Origin of the sequence: Metabacillus sp. 22489, from assembly GCF_052044855.1 — a bacterium.
In the GTDB taxonomy this organism is placed as follows: domain Bacteria; phylum Bacillota; class Bacilli; order Bacillales; family Bacillaceae; genus Metabacillus; species Metabacillus niabensis.
Genome location: NZ_JBQENT010000001.1, coordinates 63,845 through 83,403, shown reverse-complemented (window position 1 = coordinate 83,403; position 19,559 = coordinate 63,845). Strand labels below are relative to the sequence as shown.

General features: G+C 34.1%; 17 protein-coding genes. 15 read left to right on the top strand and 2 right to left on the bottom strand.

All coding sequences use genetic code 11. The features are described from left to right. The first annotated feature begins 61 nt into the window (after nucleotides 1-61). The 11 genes from ACTJJ9_RS00405 (at nucleotide 62) to ACTJJ9_RS00355 (ending at nucleotide 13,678) form a co-directional block, all read left to right on the top strand. On the top strand, nucleotides 62-427 hold the full coding sequence (locus ACTJJ9_RS00405) for a DUF2294 domain-containing protein (protein WP_095300957.1): 366 nt from the start codon (nucleotides 62-64) through the stop codon (nucleotides 425-427). A 197-nt stretch (nucleotides 428-624) separates the two neighbouring features. Continuing rightward, nucleotides 625-2,973, top strand: coding sequence for an FdhF/YdeP family oxidoreductase (locus tag ACTJJ9_RS00400; RefSeq protein ID WP_145580972.1), 2,349 nt, complete (start codon nucleotides 625-627; stop codon nucleotides 2,971-2,973). A gap of 712 nt (nucleotides 2,974-3,685) precedes the next feature. Continuing rightward, nucleotides 3,686-4,396, top strand: a complete 711-nt coding sequence (locus ACTJJ9_RS00395; protein ID WP_095300955.1) for a response regulator transcription factor — start codon at nucleotides 3,686-3,688, stop codon at nucleotides 4,394-4,396. Continuing rightward, the gene (locus tag ACTJJ9_RS00390; RefSeq protein ID WP_145580970.1) at nucleotides 4,393-5,859 is read left to right on the top strand and encodes a sensor histidine kinase; all 1,467 of its coding nucleotides are present in this window, start codon (nucleotides 4,393-4,395) and stop codon (nucleotides 5,857-5,859) included. Before ACTJJ9_RS00395 ends, ACTJJ9_RS00390 begins: the two co-directional genes overlap by 4 nt. Nucleotides 5,860-5,862: 3 nt before the next feature. Next, nucleotides 5,863-6,936 carry a hypothetical protein gene (locus ACTJJ9_RS00385; RefSeq protein ID WP_145580969.1) on the top strand — a complete coding sequence of 358 codons (1,074 nt, stop codon included), beginning with the start codon at nucleotides 5,863-5,865 and terminating at the stop codon, nucleotides 6,934-6,936. Nucleotides 6,937-6,992: 56 nt separating this feature from the next. Continuing rightward, a complete protein-coding gene (locus tag ACTJJ9_RS00380) occupies nucleotides 6,993-8,702 on the top strand; it encodes a M56 family metallopeptidase (RefSeq protein WP_440768342.1) in 1,710 nt (569 codons plus the stop codon). A 241-nt stretch (nucleotides 8,703-8,943) separates the two neighbouring features. Continuing rightward, nucleotides 8,944-9,381, top strand: a complete 438-nt coding sequence (locus tag ACTJJ9_RS00375) for a DUF6376 family protein (RefSeq protein ID WP_095300951.1) — start codon at nucleotides 8,944-8,946, stop codon at nucleotides 9,379-9,381. 265 nt (nucleotides 9,382-9,646) lie between these two features. After that, nucleotides 9,647-10,885, top strand: a complete 1,239-nt coding sequence (gene fabF / locus ACTJJ9_RS00370; protein ID WP_145580967.1) for a beta-ketoacyl-ACP synthase II — start codon at nucleotides 9,647-9,649, stop codon at nucleotides 10,883-10,885. A 176-nt stretch (nucleotides 10,886-11,061) separates the two neighbouring features. Next, entirely contained in the window at nucleotides 11,062-12,153 is a 1,092-nt protein-coding gene (locus tag ACTJJ9_RS00365) for a PRK06851 family protein (protein ID WP_145580966.1), read from the top strand. A gap of 152 nt (nucleotides 12,154-12,305) precedes the next feature. After that, nucleotides 12,306-13,280 carry an aldo/keto reductase family protein gene (locus ACTJJ9_RS00360; RefSeq protein ID WP_145580965.1) on the top strand — a complete coding sequence of 325 codons (975 nt, stop codon included), beginning with the start codon at nucleotides 12,306-12,308 and terminating at the stop codon, nucleotides 13,278-13,280. A gap of 128 nt (nucleotides 13,281-13,408) precedes the next feature. Beyond that, on the top strand, nucleotides 13,409-13,678 hold the full coding sequence (locus ACTJJ9_RS00355; RefSeq protein WP_095300947.1) for a DUF1292 domain-containing protein: 270 nt from the start codon (nucleotides 13,409-13,411) through the stop codon (nucleotides 13,676-13,678). 96 nt (nucleotides 13,679-13,774) lie between these two features. On the opposite strand, the gene ACTJJ9_RS00350 is transcribed toward ACTJJ9_RS00355, so the two are convergent. Continuing rightward, complete coding sequence (locus tag ACTJJ9_RS00350) at nucleotides 13,775-14,662, bottom strand: MBL fold metallo-hydrolase (protein ID WP_145580964.1); 888 nt, start codon at nucleotides 14,660-14,662, stop codon at nucleotides 13,775-13,777. A gap of 202 nt (nucleotides 14,663-14,864) precedes the next feature. Continuing rightward, nucleotides 14,865-15,554, bottom strand: coding sequence for an MgtC/SapB family protein (locus ACTJJ9_RS00345; protein WP_095300945.1), 690 nt, complete (start codon nucleotides 15,552-15,554; stop codon nucleotides 14,865-14,867). A 241-nt stretch (nucleotides 15,555-15,795) separates the two neighbouring features. On the opposite strand from ACTJJ9_RS00345, the gene ACTJJ9_RS00340 reads away from it, so the two are divergent. From ACTJJ9_RS00340 to ACTJJ9_RS00325, 4 genes are all read left to right on the top strand, one after another. Continuing rightward, the gene (locus ACTJJ9_RS00340) at nucleotides 15,796-16,551 is read left to right on the top strand and encodes an exodeoxyribonuclease III (RefSeq protein ID WP_145581043.1); all 756 of its coding nucleotides are present in this window, start codon (nucleotides 15,796-15,798) and stop codon (nucleotides 16,549-16,551) included. 89 nt (nucleotides 16,552-16,640) lie between these two features. After that, on the top strand, nucleotides 16,641-17,225 hold the full coding sequence (locus ACTJJ9_RS00335) for a branched-chain amino acid aminotransferase (protein ID WP_255451812.1): 585 nt from the start codon (nucleotides 16,641-16,643) through the stop codon (nucleotides 17,223-17,225). A gap of 162 nt (nucleotides 17,226-17,387) precedes the next feature. Beyond that, a complete protein-coding gene (locus ACTJJ9_RS00330; RefSeq protein WP_095300944.1) occupies nucleotides 17,388-18,533 on the top strand; it encodes a M20 family metallopeptidase in 1,146 nt (381 codons plus the stop codon). Between the two features lie 450 nt (nucleotides 18,534-18,983). Next, entirely contained in the window at nucleotides 18,984-19,418 is a 435-nt protein-coding gene (locus ACTJJ9_RS00325; RefSeq protein ID WP_145580963.1) for a YueI family protein, read from the top strand. The last annotated feature ends 141 nt before the right edge of the window (nucleotides 19,419-19,559 follow it).

The window sequence follows — 19,559 nt, the reverse complement described above, 5'->3', positions numbered from 1 at the left end:
TGAATGTTCATTTCTTAACCATATTTAATAAAAATCACCCCTCTTATTTAAGGAGGAATATATGAATAAATATGAAGCTGAATTTAGTAACATTGTTCGCTCGTTTCGAAAAAAACATATGGGAAAAGGACCGAGTAAAATCACAACTACATTTTGCAAAAATTGGGCGATATGTGAAATGGAAGGTAATTTATCACCCGTTGAAAAATTCATTGCTAGTGCTGATGAAGGAAAACAAGTGTTACGCTCTGCCCGTACTGAGATGGTGAAACAAATGTACAGAAAAAACCGACCAGTTGAAATGGAAAACTTTTTAGAGAGTAATTTTGTTGATTTATTTGTAGATATTGATATTGATCGAGATTTTGGCATGTCTATTTTTGTCTTTGACGAGGATATAGAGAAGAAATTTTCCAGTAAAAAATAAAGGGTTTGGTACTTTGTAGCGTTCCTGCAAAAGGCTAACCACCGAAAACCGCGGCTATACGAGGTTCGGTGGTCTTTTTGTTAAAGGATGAACACGTAAAAGAAACCTTGGGATTCTCTTAATTTAAGCATGTAATCCTGATGAACACTGCAATTATAGATTTAATGCAGAAAAGTCTAGAAAAAGGAGTGGTTCTAATGGGAAAGACAAAACATACCGGTCCAATAAAGCTGAATAAGAAGCCATCTCCAAAACTATGGAGTAGCTTGATTCCAATGGGGCTAGGTAAAGTAAAACCTCATCATATTCGTGACACAATGAAGGTCATATTAGAAAATCGTGATAATCTACCTTATGCTTATCGTATTCTAACACAAGGAGTATGTGATGGATGTGCACTAGGTGTATCAGGTCTACACGATCAAACATTATCAGGTCCCCATCTTTGTACGACAAGGCTAAATGTATTGCGTTTAAATACTGCACCAGCTATTAATTCCGAGCTTTTACATGATGTTGAGTATTTACGAACATTATCAAGTACAGAACTACGAAAGCTTGGGCGGATTCCGTACCCATTATTGAGACAAAAAGGAGAATCAAAGTTTACGAGAATCACTTGGGATGAAGCGTTAAGCCGAATTGCTAGTAAAGTGAAAGAAATTAGTCCTAAACAATTGGCTTTTTATTTAACAGCTAGAGGCATAACGAATGAGGTATATTATACAGCTGCGAAGGTAGCACGTTTTATCGGAACGAATAATATTGACAATGCTTCACGAATATGTCATTCACCTAGTAAAACTGCATTAAAACGTTCTCTTGGAATTGGAGCATCTAGCTGTAATTATAAGGATTGGATCGGAACAGATGTCCTAGTTTTTTGGGGCTCTGTTGCCGCAAATAATCAACCTGTATCAACTAAATACATGTATGCAGCCAAAAAGGCAGGAACAAAAATCATCATGATTAATCCATATCGAGAACCTGCAATGGAAAACTACTGGATTCCTTCTATTGTTGAAAGTGCACTATTCGGAACGAAAATTGTCGATGATGTTTATCAAGTAAATATTGGTGGAGATATTGGATTTATGAACGGTGTCATGAAATATTGGTTTGAAATGGAGGAAAAAAATCCAGGGACAGCAATTGAATACACCTTCGTAAAAGAACATACAAATGGATTTGAATTATTAAAGCAACATCTCGAAAAAATGGCGTGGGAGCAAATTGAACAATCTTCAGGTCTTTCGCGGCAAAGAATTGGTGAATTTGCCCAATTATTAGCAAATTCACGTACAGGTGTATTTGTATGGAGTATGGGACTAACTCAGCACCGATTTGCAACTGATAATATTTCACAGGTTGCAAATCTCGCTCTACTGCGAGGCTTTATCGGCCGGGAAAAATGTGGAGTCATGCCAATTAGGGGACATAGCGGTGTTCAAGGCTCAGGCGAAATGGGCGCAGATCCTTTTGTCTTACCTGGTGGAGAATTTGATGATGAAACGATAAACCGAATTGAACAAGTTTGGGGATTTACACTGCCAAAATGGCAAGGTGACACTGTTGGACAATCAATTGAGAATGCACTTTTACCAGATAACCATGAACGCAAGCTCAAGCTTTTTTATACAAGTGGAGGAAATTTTTTAGAAACGATGCCTGATCCACACTTTATTAAGGAAGCTCTTGAGAAAGTAGAGCTACGTGTTCATCAAGATATTATCTTGAATACGTCTACACTAGTTGATGCAAAAGAGGAGGTAATAGTCCTACCAGCAATGACAAGGTATGAACAGCCAGGGGGAGGAACATCTACAAGTACAGAACGTATGGTTTATTTTAGTCCGGAAATCGAAGGACCAAGGATCGAGGAAGCTAGATGTGAATGGGAAATCTATGTTGATTTGGCAAAAAGAATACACCCAGAAAAAAGTAATCTCATACATTTTGCACATGCTGATGAAATAAGAAAGGAAATTGCTGTAGCAAATCCTAATTATAATGGTATTCAGCATTTAAAAAAGCAAGGTGACGTCTTTCAATGGGGTGGGGCATGGTTATGTGAAGGAGGTCAATGTCCTACAAGTAATGGAAAAGGAAATCTAATTGCGATTGACCTTCCAGAAAATCGCCGGACAGAGGGCCAATTTTATATAACAAGTCGTCGTGGTAAACAGTTTAATTCGATGATTTATAGTGAAATTGATCCTTTTAATGGAGGACATCGTCACGATATTATTATGAATTCACAAGATGCAGCCAGTCTTGCAATTACCGAAGGAGAAAGCATTGTTATTTATAATAAGTTTGGAATGCTTCAAGGAAAAGCTAAATTTGACAATATCTCTAAAGGAAATATCGCAGTCTATTGGCCAGAAGGGAATGTATTATTTAGAAAGGGAATCTATGAAAAACATGCGAAAATTCCAGAGTATAACACTGTCGCTATAGTAGAAAAGGCGGAAATGTATCACGCCCGAAAAGACAAAAACTATCTCGAAAAACGGATTGCAGACCTTGAGGTAGATTTTGAATAACAATCATGCAGGGGGAAAATGAAATTCCCCCTTACATTTATTCCTCATCATTAACTTCACCATCACCAATTTGATCTTCACCTGGCTCGTCATCACATGCAACAAACGTAGTTGCAATAATTCCAGCTAAAAAAAGAGTTAACAACTTTTTCATTTGATTCACCACCTTGTATAAACAAAAATAGTGCAAATTTCTTAAAAATCTTTTACTGCTTTTTATAGTAATTCCCTGAACAATAACGATATATGTATAATAGAAATTTCCTATTTACATCATAATAATGAAAAAATTGCAATGTCTTGTATAATCTTCTAGTTAACCATGGTAAAATGAAAACGTCTTTATTTAAACATTGGGGGTACATAATGGACGAAAAAGCAAAGAGTTATATTGAATTATATATTTATTTTTCAAAGAATTTAGGGAGATTTCTAACAAAGTCAGAACAAGACTTTCTTAAATGGATAGTAATTAAAGAATCATGACGAATCTAAATAAATCTACATAAGCAAAAAAAGGTTAACATAAGAGTTAACCTTTTTTGCATGGATCAAACCTTTTAAAGCAGCCATTTTTAAAGTTTTTTAATGTCATTTTAGAACTTTAAAACACCGTGATTTTAATAGAATTAACATAAAATATTAAGTAATTATAAATATTCAAAATACATGCAGTTTTTTAGATATAATGGGGATTGAAAGAGGGATTGTAATGAAAAATAATGAATCGATTTTATTAGTAGAAGATGATCAAGAAATTGCTCGAATTATTTGTGACCATCTTCGAAAATCTGGATATTCAGTTACTTGGGCATCGACTGGAAAAGAAGGCTATGAGGATTTCAAACAAGCAAAATATGAGCTTGTATTAGTTGACTTGATGCTTCCCGAAATGGATGGTTTTACACTGTGCAAAACAATACGTCTTGAAAGTGATGTTCCCTTAATTATTATTAGCGCAAAGCATGAGGAAGAAAGCAAAATAAAAGGTCTCGGTTTAGGTGCCGATGATTATTTAACAAAACCGTTTAGTTTAGAGGAATTATCTGCTAGGATTCATTCTCATCTAAGAAGGTATCGCAGATACTTATATAAGGATGAAGCTGGCTTGATTACAAAATACAACGATGGATTATGTATTGATTTTGAAAAAGAAGTTGTTTTTCTTCATCAAAAAACGGTTTCTTTAACAGCAAAAGAGTTACATCTTTTATTGCTATTAGCTAAAAATCCATTACAAACATTTTCAAAATCAGAATTATATGAGCATATTTGGCAACAAGTGGATGTTGAAGGAAATAACACTGTTACCGTTCATATTAAAAGTCTTAGGACAAAAATAAACGATGGAATGCGTACAGCTAAATATATTCAAACTGTTTGGGGAGTAGGCTATCGATTTATAGGTGAGGCACTTACATGAAAATTAAATATTGGTTAATGATAAGTTATTTAATCGTGATGGTGCTACCAGTTATGACTCTCTATTTCCTTTATATTAGTATTCATAGCTACCATGAAAAACAAGACATCACTGAATTTATGGAATTTTCTAATCGATTAAAGGAAATGGAGCCAATATTAGAAAAGCCATCCCTTTATTCCTATCAAACGGTTGAACGTTACGAAAAGCAACTTGCTCCATATGCGAGCGATAAGCTAAAAATCAATTTATATATGCCTGATGGCAGAATGCTATATTCAACCTTAGACGATCCTTCAATATATCGATATATCCAATATAATGTTGACAAATTATACAAGGATTTAAATTCAATTTTAAAAAAACATCGGACATATTCCTTCAAAAAACCTGTTTTTCACGGCGAAACCATTATCGGTATTTATGAGGTGGTAGTATCCCGAGACGAATGGATTGATGGAGTCAATCATCGAACAACTAAATTAATAGGTTTAATGATTGGTTTTTTTATCATTTTATATACGATTGTTGTAATAATGCTTAACAGAAAGCTCAACAAGCCACTTACTATGCTTCAATTACAAATGTCATCATTTGCAAAAGGAGAAAAGCCCCAGCTTTCTATTAAACAAAAAAATGATGAAATAGGTGAATTGATTGCCCATTTTAATAGAATGAAAGCTAAAATTGAACAAACTCAATTAGAATTAAAATCGCAGCAAAAAGAAAAGGAATATATCGTCGCGTCATTATCACATGATTTAAAAACACCATTAACTGTTATACAAGCATATTCGGAGGCATTACTAGATGAGTCAAAATTATCAAATACAGAGCGCTCTGAGTACAAAACGATTGTCTTTGAAAAATTACGATATATGAAGCAAATGTTAGATGATTTAACGATTTATACGACACTGCAAACATCAGAAGAAAAAACTGAATTCGTAGAGGTAGATGGAGAAGAATTTTTTGATATGCTTTTGTCTGGTTATGAGGAGTCTTGTTCTAAAAAGGATATTCAATTAGTTGTTGAGAAATCAGTCTCAGCAGCTTACGAAGTAAATGTTAACCAATGTATTCGTATTGTAGATAATATCATGGGCAATGCTATTCGCCATACAATGAATGGTGAGAAGATTTGGCTCGCTGTTTATTCCTCAGAATCCCAACTTCCACAATGGATCTTCAAGCCTTTCAAACAACATTTAGACCATTGGAGAAAAGGCGGGACGATAATTATCATTCAAAACATAGGAGAGGCTATCCCGCTAGCAAGGCAAGATGAACTATTTGAACCATTTAAACAGGTTGAAGCAGCTAGAGGACAAGGGGGAAGCTCAGGACTCGGACTGAGTATTGCTAAAATGTTAATCGAAAAGCATGAAGGGAAAATCCATTTATGGTCACAAGAAGGTTATGGAACACTTGTAGCTTGTTGGATAAAAGAAAAGGTGGTATAAAATATGAGCAAAAAAAATCTCCTCATTTCAACAGCGATTTCTTTAAGTTTTTTATCGGGATGTAATTCAAATGTGGCTGCATCCTCAGAAGAAATTGTCACAAATATGTTAGAAGCTGAAGATGATATCTTTTCATACTATGGAAAATCAACGATCGATGTCTATACGGGTGAAGAGCATACTGAGAACATTACAATGGAGGAATATGTTAATGATAAAGGGGAGAAAAAGGTTATCACAACAAACCACCTTGATAACGATTTAAAAACTTTCACCTATAATACTGGCAAACAGCTTATTACATATGATGAAAAGACAAACACTGCACAATCTATTGATTTTGCTTTAACTGAATCACCTATGTTTAATGAATCACCAAAGGATCAAATCGCCCTAACGTTAGATATGATAGATGAAACTCATACAACTGAAATTGTAGATGAAGAAACCATACAAGGATATGATACTTACCATATTAAAGCAACTTCAAATAAAAAAAATAATCTCCTTGGTGATATTGACATTTGGGTCGATAAAAAATCATGGCTTGTATTAAAAACAATCACGAATAATGGAGATATACGCACGGTAATCGAATATAAAGAACTAGATTTGTCTCCTTCTTTTAAAAAAGAGACGTTAAAAATAGATATTCCAAGTGATGTGGAAATTACTCCGATCGATTCAGAAAACAACGTAAAAACTGGTACGTTAGATGAGGCAATTAAAGCATTAGGTAAAGCTTTTCTTATCTTTAAGGATGATGAGCTAACAATCGAAAAAATCGAGTGGTATGAATTGAAAGGTGAACTAAATCGTACGGAAGTAACGATTTATTATGAAAAGGATGCAGTTCCTATGTTCAGTGTTTCCGTTTTCCCAACTCCTCCTGAAGCAGATTTAGCATTAGAAGAAAGTAAAAAAACCGTTCGCGGGCAGCATGCTGAATACATGGAAGAAATCTCCTCATTAAGCTGGGATGAAAATGGACTTCGTTATAACATAATGATTGCAAATCCAAGCTTATCAGTTGATGATATCATTAAAAAAGCTGAAACAATGATTTACCCAAAATAAGTGATTTAATAAGTATTAAAAAATATTAATTTAAGAGAAATAATAGAGGTGTCTTGATGTTTCATAGTTTACAAGATTGTTTACTGTCAATCGGAATTGGCTATCTAATTCCGATTATTGGCTTAGTTGTTGGGAAAACAAATAAAAAGATTGGAATAACATTTGAAATATGTCTTGGCTTACTTTTAATCGCTTATATGCTTTACAAGTATTCATTTCCGGGAGCGCTAATCTATCTAGGCTTAATCGCATTTAGCTATTCCTCAGCGCTCATGCTTACAACGAGTAATACTTCCACAAAAAAAGTCAAGGAAGAGCTTGCTAAAATAAACTTGGAACAAATTAAATTACACAAAGATTTAAAAAGAATAATTTTTGACATTTCAATCTTTTTCATAGTCGTATTATTTGCTATATTATTTTTTATTTTCGGACCTGATGAAAGCCCACTGAAATATTTCATACTCTTTGGCTTTATTACTCTTTTTTCCGAATTTATAAAAAGAATAATTGTATATCGGACTGTAACATGTTATTTTGATTCGCAAACTAAGACTATTTATATCTATTCTTTTTTTGAATCTCGAAAATTTTCTATAAATGACTGTCAAAATGTCCAAATTGAATCAGCTGTTGATATTTTAAAGCTGCATCCATTATTCACCCTATTTTCATCGAATATCGACTTCACTACGAGCTTTGAAAAGGTGTTAAAAATTTCATTACCTGGTGAAACGATTTTTCTAACATTTGTAGAAGCTGAAAAATGGAAGGAAATCCTTCATGTATCGAAAGCGGAAATTGAAGATGAACTTGTAACCGTCTTACCTTTTTACCATAAGCATAATTTAAAGCGACTTTTCGGTAAATTATATTTTGCCACAACAGTAAAAGGTGTATCTGCATATAGTGGTTTATTGCTCCTTTTATATTTTCTTAACGTTCCAACCTGGGGGTTAATTACAGCAGGAATTTGTTATTGGCTGCTCAATATATCCATATCGGATCTTGTTTTAAAAACAGCAATGGACGCTAAGTTAGCAAATGATCCATTATTGCTCTCTAAAGCAGATGCTATTTTTACTAAGGCGGGAATTCCTAATGCAAAGCTCTATATTACTGATTCTGCACAATACAATGGTTTAGCAACAGGTATGAATATTGGAAGAGCAATGATTACATTAACGACAGCTACCTTAAAGCTTCCAATCGAAACAATTGAAGGAATACTCGCCCATGAAGCGATCCATGTAAAAAAACGAGATATAATGTGGGCGCAAATATGGAGAGCATGCTTTATCCTATTTTTGCTTATAGTTGTTATATTCATTAAAGAGAATATTACGAATATCGAAGCATATACAGTTCCTATATTTTTAACAATATGGTTACTGATGTTTTTATTTCCGATATACCAATCTTTTATTTCACAATGGATGGAGGTCCGAGCTGACCATTTAGGTGCAACATTATTAGAAGGTGGGCAACAGCAAATGGTAGAAAGTTTACGGGCTCTCTCACTTGCTCAGGATGACGAAAGCAAAAAGGCATTAACATATCAGATGATTGAAATAGATAAAAATAAGGAAATCAATTCATTAAAAAGGGAAAGCTTGATTTGGCGAATCATTGAATTTCAACTAATGCCACATCCTCCAATGTACTGGCGAGTGCATAGTTTAAATACTAATCAACATGGTTGGGGAAAAGCTATTTTGTTTCGCTGGATGAGAGATCGATGTGTTGAGTCAATTTCAATAAAGTAATTGAAAATGTACGCAATTTAATTTTTGTTATTTTCAATAGAAATTGAGATTTCTACTTTGAGCAATAAATTAGCATTAAATAGTGCTGCTGAAGTCTCTCTAACAACATATACATGTAGCAAAATGAATAAGGAATTTACATTAAGAAAAATCATTTCAAAATTTAGTGAAACCTTTCTCTTATAAGCACGTATGAATAGATGTAGGAAAAACTTCTTAACGATAATGAAGGGAGAACTTAATGAAAAAAATAGTCCTTATCATTTCCATTATTGCAACTATGATGTTATCAGCTTGTTCCTTTTTAGATGAAGTGAATCAATCTGTTGACTATATCAACGAGGCTGATGCTTATTTACAAGAATTAAAAAACTTTGCTGAAAATGCACCATCTGATCTTCAACAAGCAGCACAAGATGCGGAATTATCGCAAAACTTAGAGGAACAGCTTCAATCACTTAAAGAACAAATTAATGACTTCAATAACATTGATGCACCTGCTATTGCAGAGGATATCCATAAGGATATTATTGCAAAAAACGATGTTTTACTTGAAGAAATAGATACTGTCGTAAAAAACGGGGAATTAGCACTAGAAGAATTGAAAAATAGTGAAATCATGACTACAGTGGATGATATTAATTCCTTATTAGAAACTGTTGAAAATTTAAATCAATAACGAGCGCACAGTAGCTGTGACTCGTTTTTTTTCTTCAAAAAAAGTATAATGAAAAGCATATATGATAAATTCATAGCATTAAAAATTCAATCTTATTCTATTTAATTTCAAAAGCAGAAGAAAAATGGTAAACTTTTATTTTCAGATAGTATGACTATCTTCTCTAAAGTGTGTTAGCTATGGGTTTTATCAAAATCCTACAATTATTACACAAATTTAAGAGGTCTTTAAACCTCTTACCAACATATTGAAGGGGAGACAGAAGATGAAGAAACGAGTAGTAATTACAGGAATTGGTGCGGTAACACCACTGGGAAATGATGCTTCCACTACATGGGAAAAATTGCAAAATGGAGAAACCGGAATCGCTCCACTAACACGAGTGAATGCTGAAAAATTCAATGTTAAAGTTGCTGGAGAAGTGAAAAATTTTAACCCGAACGAATTTATCGATATGAAAGAAGCAAGACGTATGGGGAGATTTACACACTTTGCAATTGCAGCTAGCAAGATGGCTATCCAGGATGCAAATCTAACAATTGGGGAGGATGTGGCACCTGAACGCGTAGGAGTGTGGATTGGCTCCGGGATCGGTGGTCTCGATTCTTTCGAGCAGGAGCATAAAAAATACTTAGAGAAAGGCCCTAGACGTGTAAGCCCATTTATTATTCCAATGTTCATACCTGATATGGCTTCTGGTCGTGTTTCAATTGAGCTTGGGGCAAAGGGAATCAATAATTGCTCTGTAACAGCATGTGCATCTGGAGCAAATTCAATCGGTGATGCCTTCCGAGTTATCCAAAATGGACATGCTGATGTGATGATTACCGGTGGAGCCGAATCATCGATTACAGAAATGACGATCGCAGGTTTTTCAAATATGACCGCTCTTTCAACAAATCCTGACCCACAAACAGCAAGCCGTCCATTCGATAAAAATCGCGATGGATTTGTCATTGCAGAAGGCTCAGGAATTGTTATTTTAGAAGCGTTGGAACATGCACTTGCACGTAATGCAGTGATTTACGGAGAAATTGTAGGCTACGGCGCAACCGGTGATGCTTATCATATAACAACTCCAGCTGAAAACGGTGAGGGTGCGCAAAGAGCAATGAAATTAGCTATAGAAGATGCAGAGCTTCAACCAAATGAAGTAGATTATATTAATGCACATGGTACTAGTACGTATTACAATGATTTATACGAAACACAGGCTATTAAAGAGGTTTTCGGAGATCATGCCCATAAGCTAGCAATAAGCTCTACGAAGTCAATGACTGGTCATTTACTTGGAGCAACAGGTGCTCTTGAAGCAATTATTTCTTTATTATCGATTAAAGATGGAATTATTCCACCAACAATAAACTATGAAACACCCGACGAAGAGCTAGATTTAGATTATGTTCCAAATGTTGCTAGAAAAGCAGATGTAAATGTTGTCCTTTCAAACTCACTTGGTTTTGGTGGTCACAACGCTACGCTTATTTTTAAAAAATATGAATAAAAGAGATTGGTAGGATTGTCTAAAAGGCATTTCCTACCTTTTTTTATTGACAAAACAAATGTTCAATTTATGTTTTCATGCATAAAGAAATATCACAAACTAGTTTTAAATTAGGCATTCACCCTTGTAAGATAATCTACATATAGTATGGAGAACAAAGCAGAAAGGGTGATAGGATGAGTGGAAAAGTCCGTCATTATTATGCAGGTGGAAACACAGCAAAAGGGTTTTATAGTCTATATGAATCAGCACTAGAGGATTTAGAGCGTGTATATATATTAAAGGGTGGACCAGGTACTGGAAAATCCTCACTTATGAAAAAAATCGGTGACATAATGGAGTCAAAATCGTTAAATGTTGAATATTTACATTGTTCTTCTGATAACGATTCGATTGATGGAGTAATCCTACCTGACTATAAGGTAGGAATTGTTGATGGAACAGCCCCACATATAATAGAACCGAAAGCACCCGGAGTCGTAGAAGAATATGTCAATCTAGGTGTTGCCTGGGATTCACAAAAATTAGCGAATGATAAACAGACCATTCTTTCGTTAAATAAAGACATTGCAGGCAAATTCGAAATCGCTTATAAAACATTTGCTGAAGCATTAGCAGCACATGATGAGATTGAAGAGATTTATATTTCAAACATGAACTTTGATAAAGCTAATCAATTAACAGATGAAGTCATCTCATTATTATATGGTGAGGAACAATTGGAAAAAAAATCAAAGATTAAACATCGTTTTTTAGGTGCAGCAACACCGCTTGGAGCTGTTGACTTTATTCAAAATTTAACAAGCGATGTTCAGAATAGATATTTTATAAAAGGACGCGCCGGCTCTGGAAAATCAACAATGCTTAAGAAAATAGTTGCTGAAGGTGAAAAGAGGGGCTTCGATATTGAAGTATACCATTGTGGATTTGACCCTAATAGCTTAGACATGGTGATTATTCGTGAAAGGGATGTAGCAATTTTTGATAGTACTGCTCCACATGAATATTTCCCTGAGCGAGATACAGATAAAATAATCGATATGTATGAAAGATGCATTAACCCTGGTACTGATGAAAAATATGCCGATGAAATTGAACGGACGACGAAAGCATATAAAGGGAAAATGAAAGACGCTATTTCCTATTTGGCTGAAGCTAAACAACTACGAGATAGATTAGAAGCTATTTATATAAATGCCATGGATTTTCAAGTGGTTGATGAAATGCAACAATCAATCCTTTATGAAATTGAAGCATATATAAAATAAATGACATATTTTTAGTGGGTGACCAATTATACAAGAGTCACCCTGATTTCATCTCTAAAAATAAGTGAATTTTTTAACAGGAATATAAACATTTTTAGCGAATAAATCATTATATAAATATTCAATGTTTTTATTAAGGATTGGTGACAAAGATGAAATATAGACGTGTTGGAAATAGTGGATTAAAAGTAAGTGAAATTGGATTAGGAAGCTGGCTAACCTATGGTACAGCGCAAGAACAGAGAGCAGCTGATGCATGTATTCATAAAGCGTTTGAATGTGGAATTAATTTTTTTGATACAGCAAATGCCTATAATCGAGGGGCAGGTGAAGAAGCAATTGGTATGGCGCTTAAACCATATGAACGGTCAAGCTATGTCTTATCGACAAAGGTCTTTTTCCCGATGGGTGATGGTCCCAATGATCGCGGTCTTTCGCGAAAGCATATTATGGAGCAATGTGAAGCAAGTTTAAAACGGTTAGGAGTAGATTATATCGATCTATATTATTGCCATCGATATGATGAAGATACCCCAACCGAAGAAACAATAAGAGCATTGGATGATTTAATAACCCAAGGTAAGATTTTATATGCTGGTGTCAGTGAATGGAGTGCTGCGCAAATCAATGAGGCAGTCGGCATAAGTGAAAGACTTAATCTTCATCGCCTCATTTCGAATCAACCTATATATAATATGTTCGAACGGTACATAGAGGATGAAATTTTACACGTTAGTGAAACAGCAGGAATAGGTCAAATTGTCTTTTCGCCACTTGCACAAGGAATATTAACAGGAAAGTATAAGCCAGGAGCTACGTTGCCAAAAGATAGCCGAGCAGCAAATTCAGATGTGAATGGTGTTATTTCTAGTTATCTTAAAGAGGATGTTTTACAATGTGTCCAAGATTTGCAGCATTTAGCAGAGCAATTAGGCTGTTCATTATCACAGCTATCTTTAGCATGGGTTCTTCGTCATCCAGGTGTTAGCTCTGCTCTAATAGGGGCAAGCAAACCTGAGCAAATCGAAGAAAATGTAAAAGCGGTTGATCTTGTTTTACAAGAAGATATCATTAGTGAAATTTCACAAATTTTAAAGAAGGTAGAAGGTTTTGCACCATTAAGATAAATGCTATAGTTGGACTATTGTCAATTATTACATTTCCTTTAACATAATTTTCATGTATCATTAAGCATGTTATCTCATTTTTCGGGGAAAATAGAACTATCTTTGTTTAAGAGAGGGGCCATCATAGCGTGGAGAAAATTGAAGTAGGCGAAATTTTTACGATCACAGATGAAAATAACGAGGAAAATGAAGTTGAAGTATTGGCAGTTGTCACTTTAGAAAATAGTGATTATGTAGCTGTTGGCTTCGTCGAAGATATTCTAGAGGAATCAGAGGAAGAAATAGATGTCTTCTTTTTAAAGGTAGATGAAGACGGTGATTTCTCCCCAATTGAAAGTGACGAGGAATTTGAAAAAGTATCCGTTGCCTTCGAAGAAATAATGGAAGAAGAAGAATAACGATTAATGATTGAGTGAAAAATGATTGGAATAGTGGAGGTACCAACTATTTGGATAAATTCCGTCACTAAACGTAATCATTTTTCACTCTTTACTTTATTGCTTTTGGACAAGGTTATGATTAGCACCTTCAATCGAATAACCAAGACGTTTCAAATGCTTGCGAATGCCAATCCTTTCCCATGTATAAAGAATTTTTTTATCCAACGCCTTCTTTGGATAAAAAATCCCAATCGAAGCTATTTCCTCAAACGTAAGTCCTTTTTGCACATATTGTGTAATGATTTCATCACGCTTTTCAATAATAGCGAGAAATTGAACCATTTCCTCTTTAAATTTTTCCTTAGTGAAAATTCCTTTTTGATGACCAGTAATGTACGTTTTTGCATCAAGTGATAAAAGCCGTTCTCCAGATTGAATAAATTGTTCAATCGAACCATCTGCCCCATTATACCAAGGTCCAAATGAGGTCATATCGTAATCACCTGTATATACTACACCTAAATCAGGGAAATAAGGACATGAATAGCCTTTAGTATGACCAGGAGTATGTAGGAAGATTAGTTTAATATGATCATAATCCATTTCCCTTTCATATTCGTATGAGCCGTTAAAGCCTGATATCCCCTGGATCCAGCTTTCAGGAATGCTTTCTGCCCATTCCTTCATACCTTCTAATCCCCATTCTTGTGTAATCCCATTTTGCTTAGCGACTTTTTCAAGGGAATGGCATGTATCAAATTCAACCCGATTGATTAATTTCTTAGTGCTAGGGAACAAATAATTATGTCGTGTATGATCTGGGTGGTAATGCGTATTATAAATTATATTTATCCCTTTTTCCTTTTCAAGCTTTACTAATGATTCTGCCTCTGCACCTGTATCAATTAATAATTTTTCTGATTCAATATACAAGCTCCTAGAAAAAGGAACTTTACTATTATTTGCGCCTTCAACAATCAAGAGCGGTCCAATTTTTTGCATTAGGTTCACCTCAGCTATTATATCGTTATGAGTGAATGTTCATTCATTATATCATGTTGGAAGTTAAATTGAAAACATTTGGTTCATTAACAATGACGGTTCATTATCGTGTCTGTATTAATCTTCTTTGATTTTAAAAAAAGCAGTTTTCATTAGGGAAAGAAAAAAATCAGCGAGGATGTTCCCCACTGATTTTTCAGCTTTATAATGATTCCATTTCAACATTGATGACATGGTCAATTTGCTTTAAGGCATAATATACATCTGTAATATAGACCTTTTCATTAACAATTAGGACAAGCTCTAATTGTTGAAATTCACCATTTTTAATATCTTTTACTCGTACTTTTCCAGCTTTCATTTTATATTTTTTTAATTCCTTTAAAATATTTGTCAGTTTATCCTCTGCATCAACTGTAACTTTAACCTTTAATTCCCTCTCACGTAATCTTTTTGGTCCGATGTATTTGAAAATAAATGGGATGAATTCGACACTGAAGATAATCAGGAGTGTGGCAATCGTTGCTTCAAACCAAAAGCCAGCACCACATGCAATCCCAATACCTCCTGCACCCCATACCATTGCTGCAGTTGTTAACCCTGAAATCATATCATTATTCCGTCTTAAAATAACACCTGCACCTAAAAAACCAATTCCTGAAACAATTTGTGCTGCTAAACGCAATGGATCCATCGGTCTAATGTACATTTCAGCATATTTATCTGATGCTTCAATTGAAACAGTCGTGAGCAAACAGCTGACAATCCCAATAACTAAACATGTTTTTAATCCTAATGGCTTTTTCTTTAATTGACGTTCAATTCCAATAATAATTGATAAGATTGTTGCCATACCTAAATTAAAGATAAATGAATTCGGTTGTAATAGCATGCTGTGAAAACTCCTATACAAAGTAATTTATCTATTTTATTTTACCAGTCATTTAAATAATTATCATCGATAAAGAGATCTTTTTACTAGGAAACTTGATTATCCCTTCTTTTTTTGTATTTTATGTTATTCTAGTATGTATTGGTTAATCTATTATGACTTAAAAAAGAAAACTGTTTTCGCATATTAAGTTGCTTGAAAACGTTAGAGAGAATTGTTTACAGGGAGAAGAGTAATGACGATGAAATTAGTATCATGGAATGTAAATGGCATAAGAGCTTGTGTACGCAAAGGATTTTTAGATTATTTTCATGAGGTTGATGCAGATTTCTTTTGCATTCAAGAGTCCAAGCTACAGGAAGGACAAATAGATTTAGAGCTCAAAGGATATTATCAATATTGGAACTATGCATTGCGTAAAGGATATTCAGGAACAGCAATTTTCACAAAACATAAACCACTTTCTGTTTCATATGGAGTTGGAGATTTAGAAACGGAAGAAGAGGGAAGAATTATTACATTAGAATATAACAATTTTTATTTAGTAACAGTTTATACCCCTAATTCTAAAAGAGATTTAGCTAGAATAGGAGAACGTTTAGAGTGGGAGGACAAAATTCGCGGGTATCTTGTAGAATTAGATAGTAAGAAGCCCGTTATCCTTTGTGGTGATTTAAATGTCGCACACGAGGAAATTGACTTGAAAAACCCTCGTTCAAACCAAGGAAACTCAGGATTTACCATTGAAGAGCGTCAAAAAATGACAAAGCTTCTTGATGCAGGATTTGTTGATAGCTTCCGTTACCTCTACCCAGATAAAGAAGATATTTATACATGGTGGTCTTATATGAGCAAAGTGAGAGAACGAAATATCGGATGGAGAATTGATTATTTCATTGTTTCAAAAAAACTAGCGCAAAATATTATTGACTCCGAGGTACATTCAACAGTAATGGGTAGCGATCATTGCCCAGTTTTACTAAATATCGATATATAAGCTGACAATATTATTGATATGTTTACCAAACGAATAATCAAGTAAATATTATAGATAAAATGAATAAAATATATGGAGGTTTACTCAAATTGCTTAAGGATGAATTAATCAAGCTTATAAAAGCGTCACCAAAATTATCTTTATATCCGGAAGAAATAGACTACTTAAAAAAACATGACATTCAAGCCGATACGATTAGTCAGCATGAGAAACGTTCTTTTTCGCGTTTTTCTGATGCATATATTGAGCGAGGGGACAAAGAAACAGAAGAAGTAATAGGCGTTGAATCAGAGAGCTTTTTGGCTCAACCATTAATTTATTTAAAGGAACATATGAATGAATTTATTTATCTAGAATCTAAATGGTTTGATTTAATCCGTGTTGATGCCATTTCCTTAGAGGTAGATGATGTCTTTAAAACATATGATGTATTACTTGGATTAAAACAACCAAAAAAAGTCGAGAACCTCATTAGACTATTCCTTGATGAACAAATAAATAACATCGAGCATTCCTATGAGCTACTTTTTAATCAAAAGGATGGTGTTTGGGATATAAACATTACATTAAATGCTTTAAAAGAATTTAATGAAAATGGTTCAATTGGGGAAGCATACGCATTTACTTATCAATTTTTATTTCGCTTAGCAGAAGCAATCGAATCCGAAAAGTAAATATTTTCCCATTTAATTATGATTCCTTACATTTTAGATAAATTATCACTTTATAGCAACGTTTTCACTTAGATTTAAACATGATAACAAGCTAAGTAATGCAAACTTGCAGGAACCTTTTAGCAAAGGGGAAAAAGATAGAGAGAAAGTAGGAAAGGCTTCATGGAAAGATTTTTGCAACAGCTTCAGGGAGAGATGCTAGCCTATATCGAAAAACTCGTAAATATTGATAGTGGTTCCCATTATAAACAGGGTGTTGATACAGTAGGAGCATGCTTGAAAAAAAGTTACCTTGAGCTCGGATTTACTGTTAAAGAAGTAAAAGAAAAGGAATATGGCAACCATTTAATCATCCAGCATAAGGATGCAACAAATCCTAAAATCCTTATTCTCGCTCATATGGATACTGTTTTTCCAGAGGGGACAGCATCTGAACGTCCATTTAAAATTGAAGGGACTCGTGCATTTGGCCCTGGAGTAATTGATATGAAGGCAAGTCATAGCTCATTACTTTATGCTGTAAAGGCATTGATTCATAATGGATATAAAGGATATAAACAAATTAAAATTGTTATCAATAGCGATGAAGAAATAGGCTCACCAAGCTCACGAGGAGTAATTGAACAAGAAGCAAAAGGTATAAAATATGCACTTGTAATGGAACCAGCTAGGAAAGATGGTTCTTTAGTTACTGCTAGACGAGGAAAAGGAAACTATACACTAATTGTCGAGGGCAAAGCAGCACATTCTGGTATTGAACCTGAAAAAGGTCGAAGTGCGATCGAAGAGTTGGCTCATAAAATTATCCAATTACATGAATTATCTGACCATAAAAATGGAATCAGTGTCAATGTTGGTATGATTGAAGGTGGGTCAAGTGTTAATACTGTTTCAGATCACGCTGAAGCACATATAGATGTTCGGATTAAAGAAATAGATCAAATTGAAATCGTTGAAGAAAAATTAGAAGAAATTTGTTCAACAACTGATGTAAAAGGAACAAAGGTTTCAATAGAGGGTGAAATAAATCGGCCACCAATGGAAAAAAATAAAAAAACTCGTGCTTTACTGCGAATTATTCAAGATGTTGGTGATGAGATCGGTATCGAAATCGAAGATACTGAAACTGGTGGCGGTTCTGATGCCTCGTTTACATCTACTTTAGGAATTGCAACGATCGATGGATTAGGACCTATCGGAGGAAATGCCCATAGTGATAAAGAATATTTAGAAATACCAAGTCTTGTCGAAAGAACACTTCTATTAGCGGCAATCATTGAACGTCTTTCTAACAAGGAAACCGTATAAAGCTATCGAGTAAGGATAGGATTATATTAACCATATATATGGCCGATGATCCTCCTTACACGGTAGTTTTTTATCTGTATGAGTTAATCTCTTTAGTTAGAGGGCATGATTTTCCTCTTTTGTTAAATCCTATTAAACTTCGAAACGATTCTACAAAGGAAAAACTTAAATTTAATAAAACGTATGAGAAGCAATCAATGGACAAATGATAGGTATTTTACTTTATCATTAGGCTATGTTAAAGATTATAGTATCTATACAAACACTTTATTGACTGGAACTGATAATATGAGAGGCTCCTGCATAAAAAAGCGTGTCATGGAGACCCCACAATCGCTGCGCTTAAGGATTAAAGCTATGCCTGCAGTAAAAATCAACAACAAGGATTAACTGAGCCTATCATTAAAAAAGAGTTATAATATATTTATACAATTTATTGGGGGTTTACACATGAGCAAAAATATTGATGACTTTCTTAATCAAGGAATGTATGGACCTCAAGAAACAAATCCTGATGAACGTAGACGTTATTTAGGCACGATTAGGGAAAGAGTTGTCTGTGTTCTAACAAAAAATCAAGTACGCGAAAACGGAATCTACTCCGAAGTTGAAGATTTTATCCGAAAAAATAAAAAAGCAACCTTAATCCTTAATGGAAATATGAATTACGATTATTTGTCTGATTATATAAAATTAGCTAACAAATACAATTTAAAATTTACCTTATCTACAAATAAAGAATATGACTCTGAATTAGGATTAGTCCTAGCGTACGATTATGCAATAAATAAAGAAGACATTACAATAAAAAAAGAAGCAACCGTAATCCAAGAAAAAAAGTCAAAGGATCATTCAATAAAAAATTTCTTTAAAAAACTATTTTAAAATTATTCGCCAACTAAACTCATTAATTAAGTTCAGCTAAAGTAGTTTCAACTAAAAATTAGAATAAATTGATTTAAAAGGTTCACCAAAGTCGAGCCTTTTTTATTTTATCTGTTTAAAATCATACCTTTTCAACACATT

Coding starts and splice junctions, on each gene's coding strand:
- ACTJJ9_RS00405 (WP_095300957.1), top strand. CDS start 62: ATGAATAAATATGAAGCTGAATTTAGTAACATTGTTCGCTCGTTTCGA.
- ACTJJ9_RS00400 (WP_145580972.1), top strand. CDS start 625: ATGGGAAAGACAAAACATACCGGTCCAATAAAGCTGAATAAGAAGCCA.
- ACTJJ9_RS00395 (WP_095300955.1), top strand. CDS start 3,686: ATGAAAAATAATGAATCGATTTTATTAGTAGAAGATGATCAAGAAATT.
- ACTJJ9_RS00390 (WP_145580970.1), top strand. CDS start 4,393: ATGAAAATTAAATATTGGTTAATGATAAGTTATTTAATCGTGATGGTG.
- ACTJJ9_RS00385 (WP_145580969.1), top strand. CDS start 5,863: ATGAGCAAAAAAAATCTCCTCATTTCAACAGCGATTTCTTTAAGTTTT.
- ACTJJ9_RS00380 (WP_440768342.1), top strand. CDS start 6,993: ATGTTTCATAGTTTACAAGATTGTTTACTGTCAATCGGAATTGGCTAT.
- ACTJJ9_RS00375 (WP_095300951.1), top strand. CDS start 8,944: ATGAAAAAAATAGTCCTTATCATTTCCATTATTGCAACTATGATGTTA.
- fabF (WP_145580967.1), top strand. CDS start 9,647: ATGAAGAAACGAGTAGTAATTACAGGAATTGGTGCGGTAACACCACTG.
- ACTJJ9_RS00365 (WP_145580966.1), top strand. CDS start 11,062: ATGAGTGGAAAAGTCCGTCATTATTATGCAGGTGGAAACACAGCAAAA.
- ACTJJ9_RS00360 (WP_145580965.1), top strand. CDS start 12,306: ATGAAATATAGACGTGTTGGAAATAGTGGATTAAAAGTAAGTGAAATT.
- ACTJJ9_RS00350 (WP_145580964.1), bottom strand. CDS start 14,662: ATGCAAAAAATTGGACCGCTCTTGATTGTTGAAGGCGCAAATAATAGT.
- ACTJJ9_RS00345 (WP_095300945.1), bottom strand. CDS start 15,554: ATGCTATTACAACCGAATTCATTTATCTTTAATTTAGGTATGGCAACA.
- ACTJJ9_RS00340 (WP_145581043.1), top strand. CDS start 15,796: ATGAAATTAGTATCATGGAATGTAAATGGCATAAGAGCTTGTGTACGC.
- ACTJJ9_RS00330 (WP_095300944.1), top strand. CDS start 17,388: ATGGAAAGATTTTTGCAACAGCTTCAGGGAGAGATGCTAGCCTATATC.
- ACTJJ9_RS00325 (WP_145580963.1), top strand. CDS start 18,984: ATGAGCAAAAATATTGATGACTTTCTTAATCAAGGAATGTATGGACCT.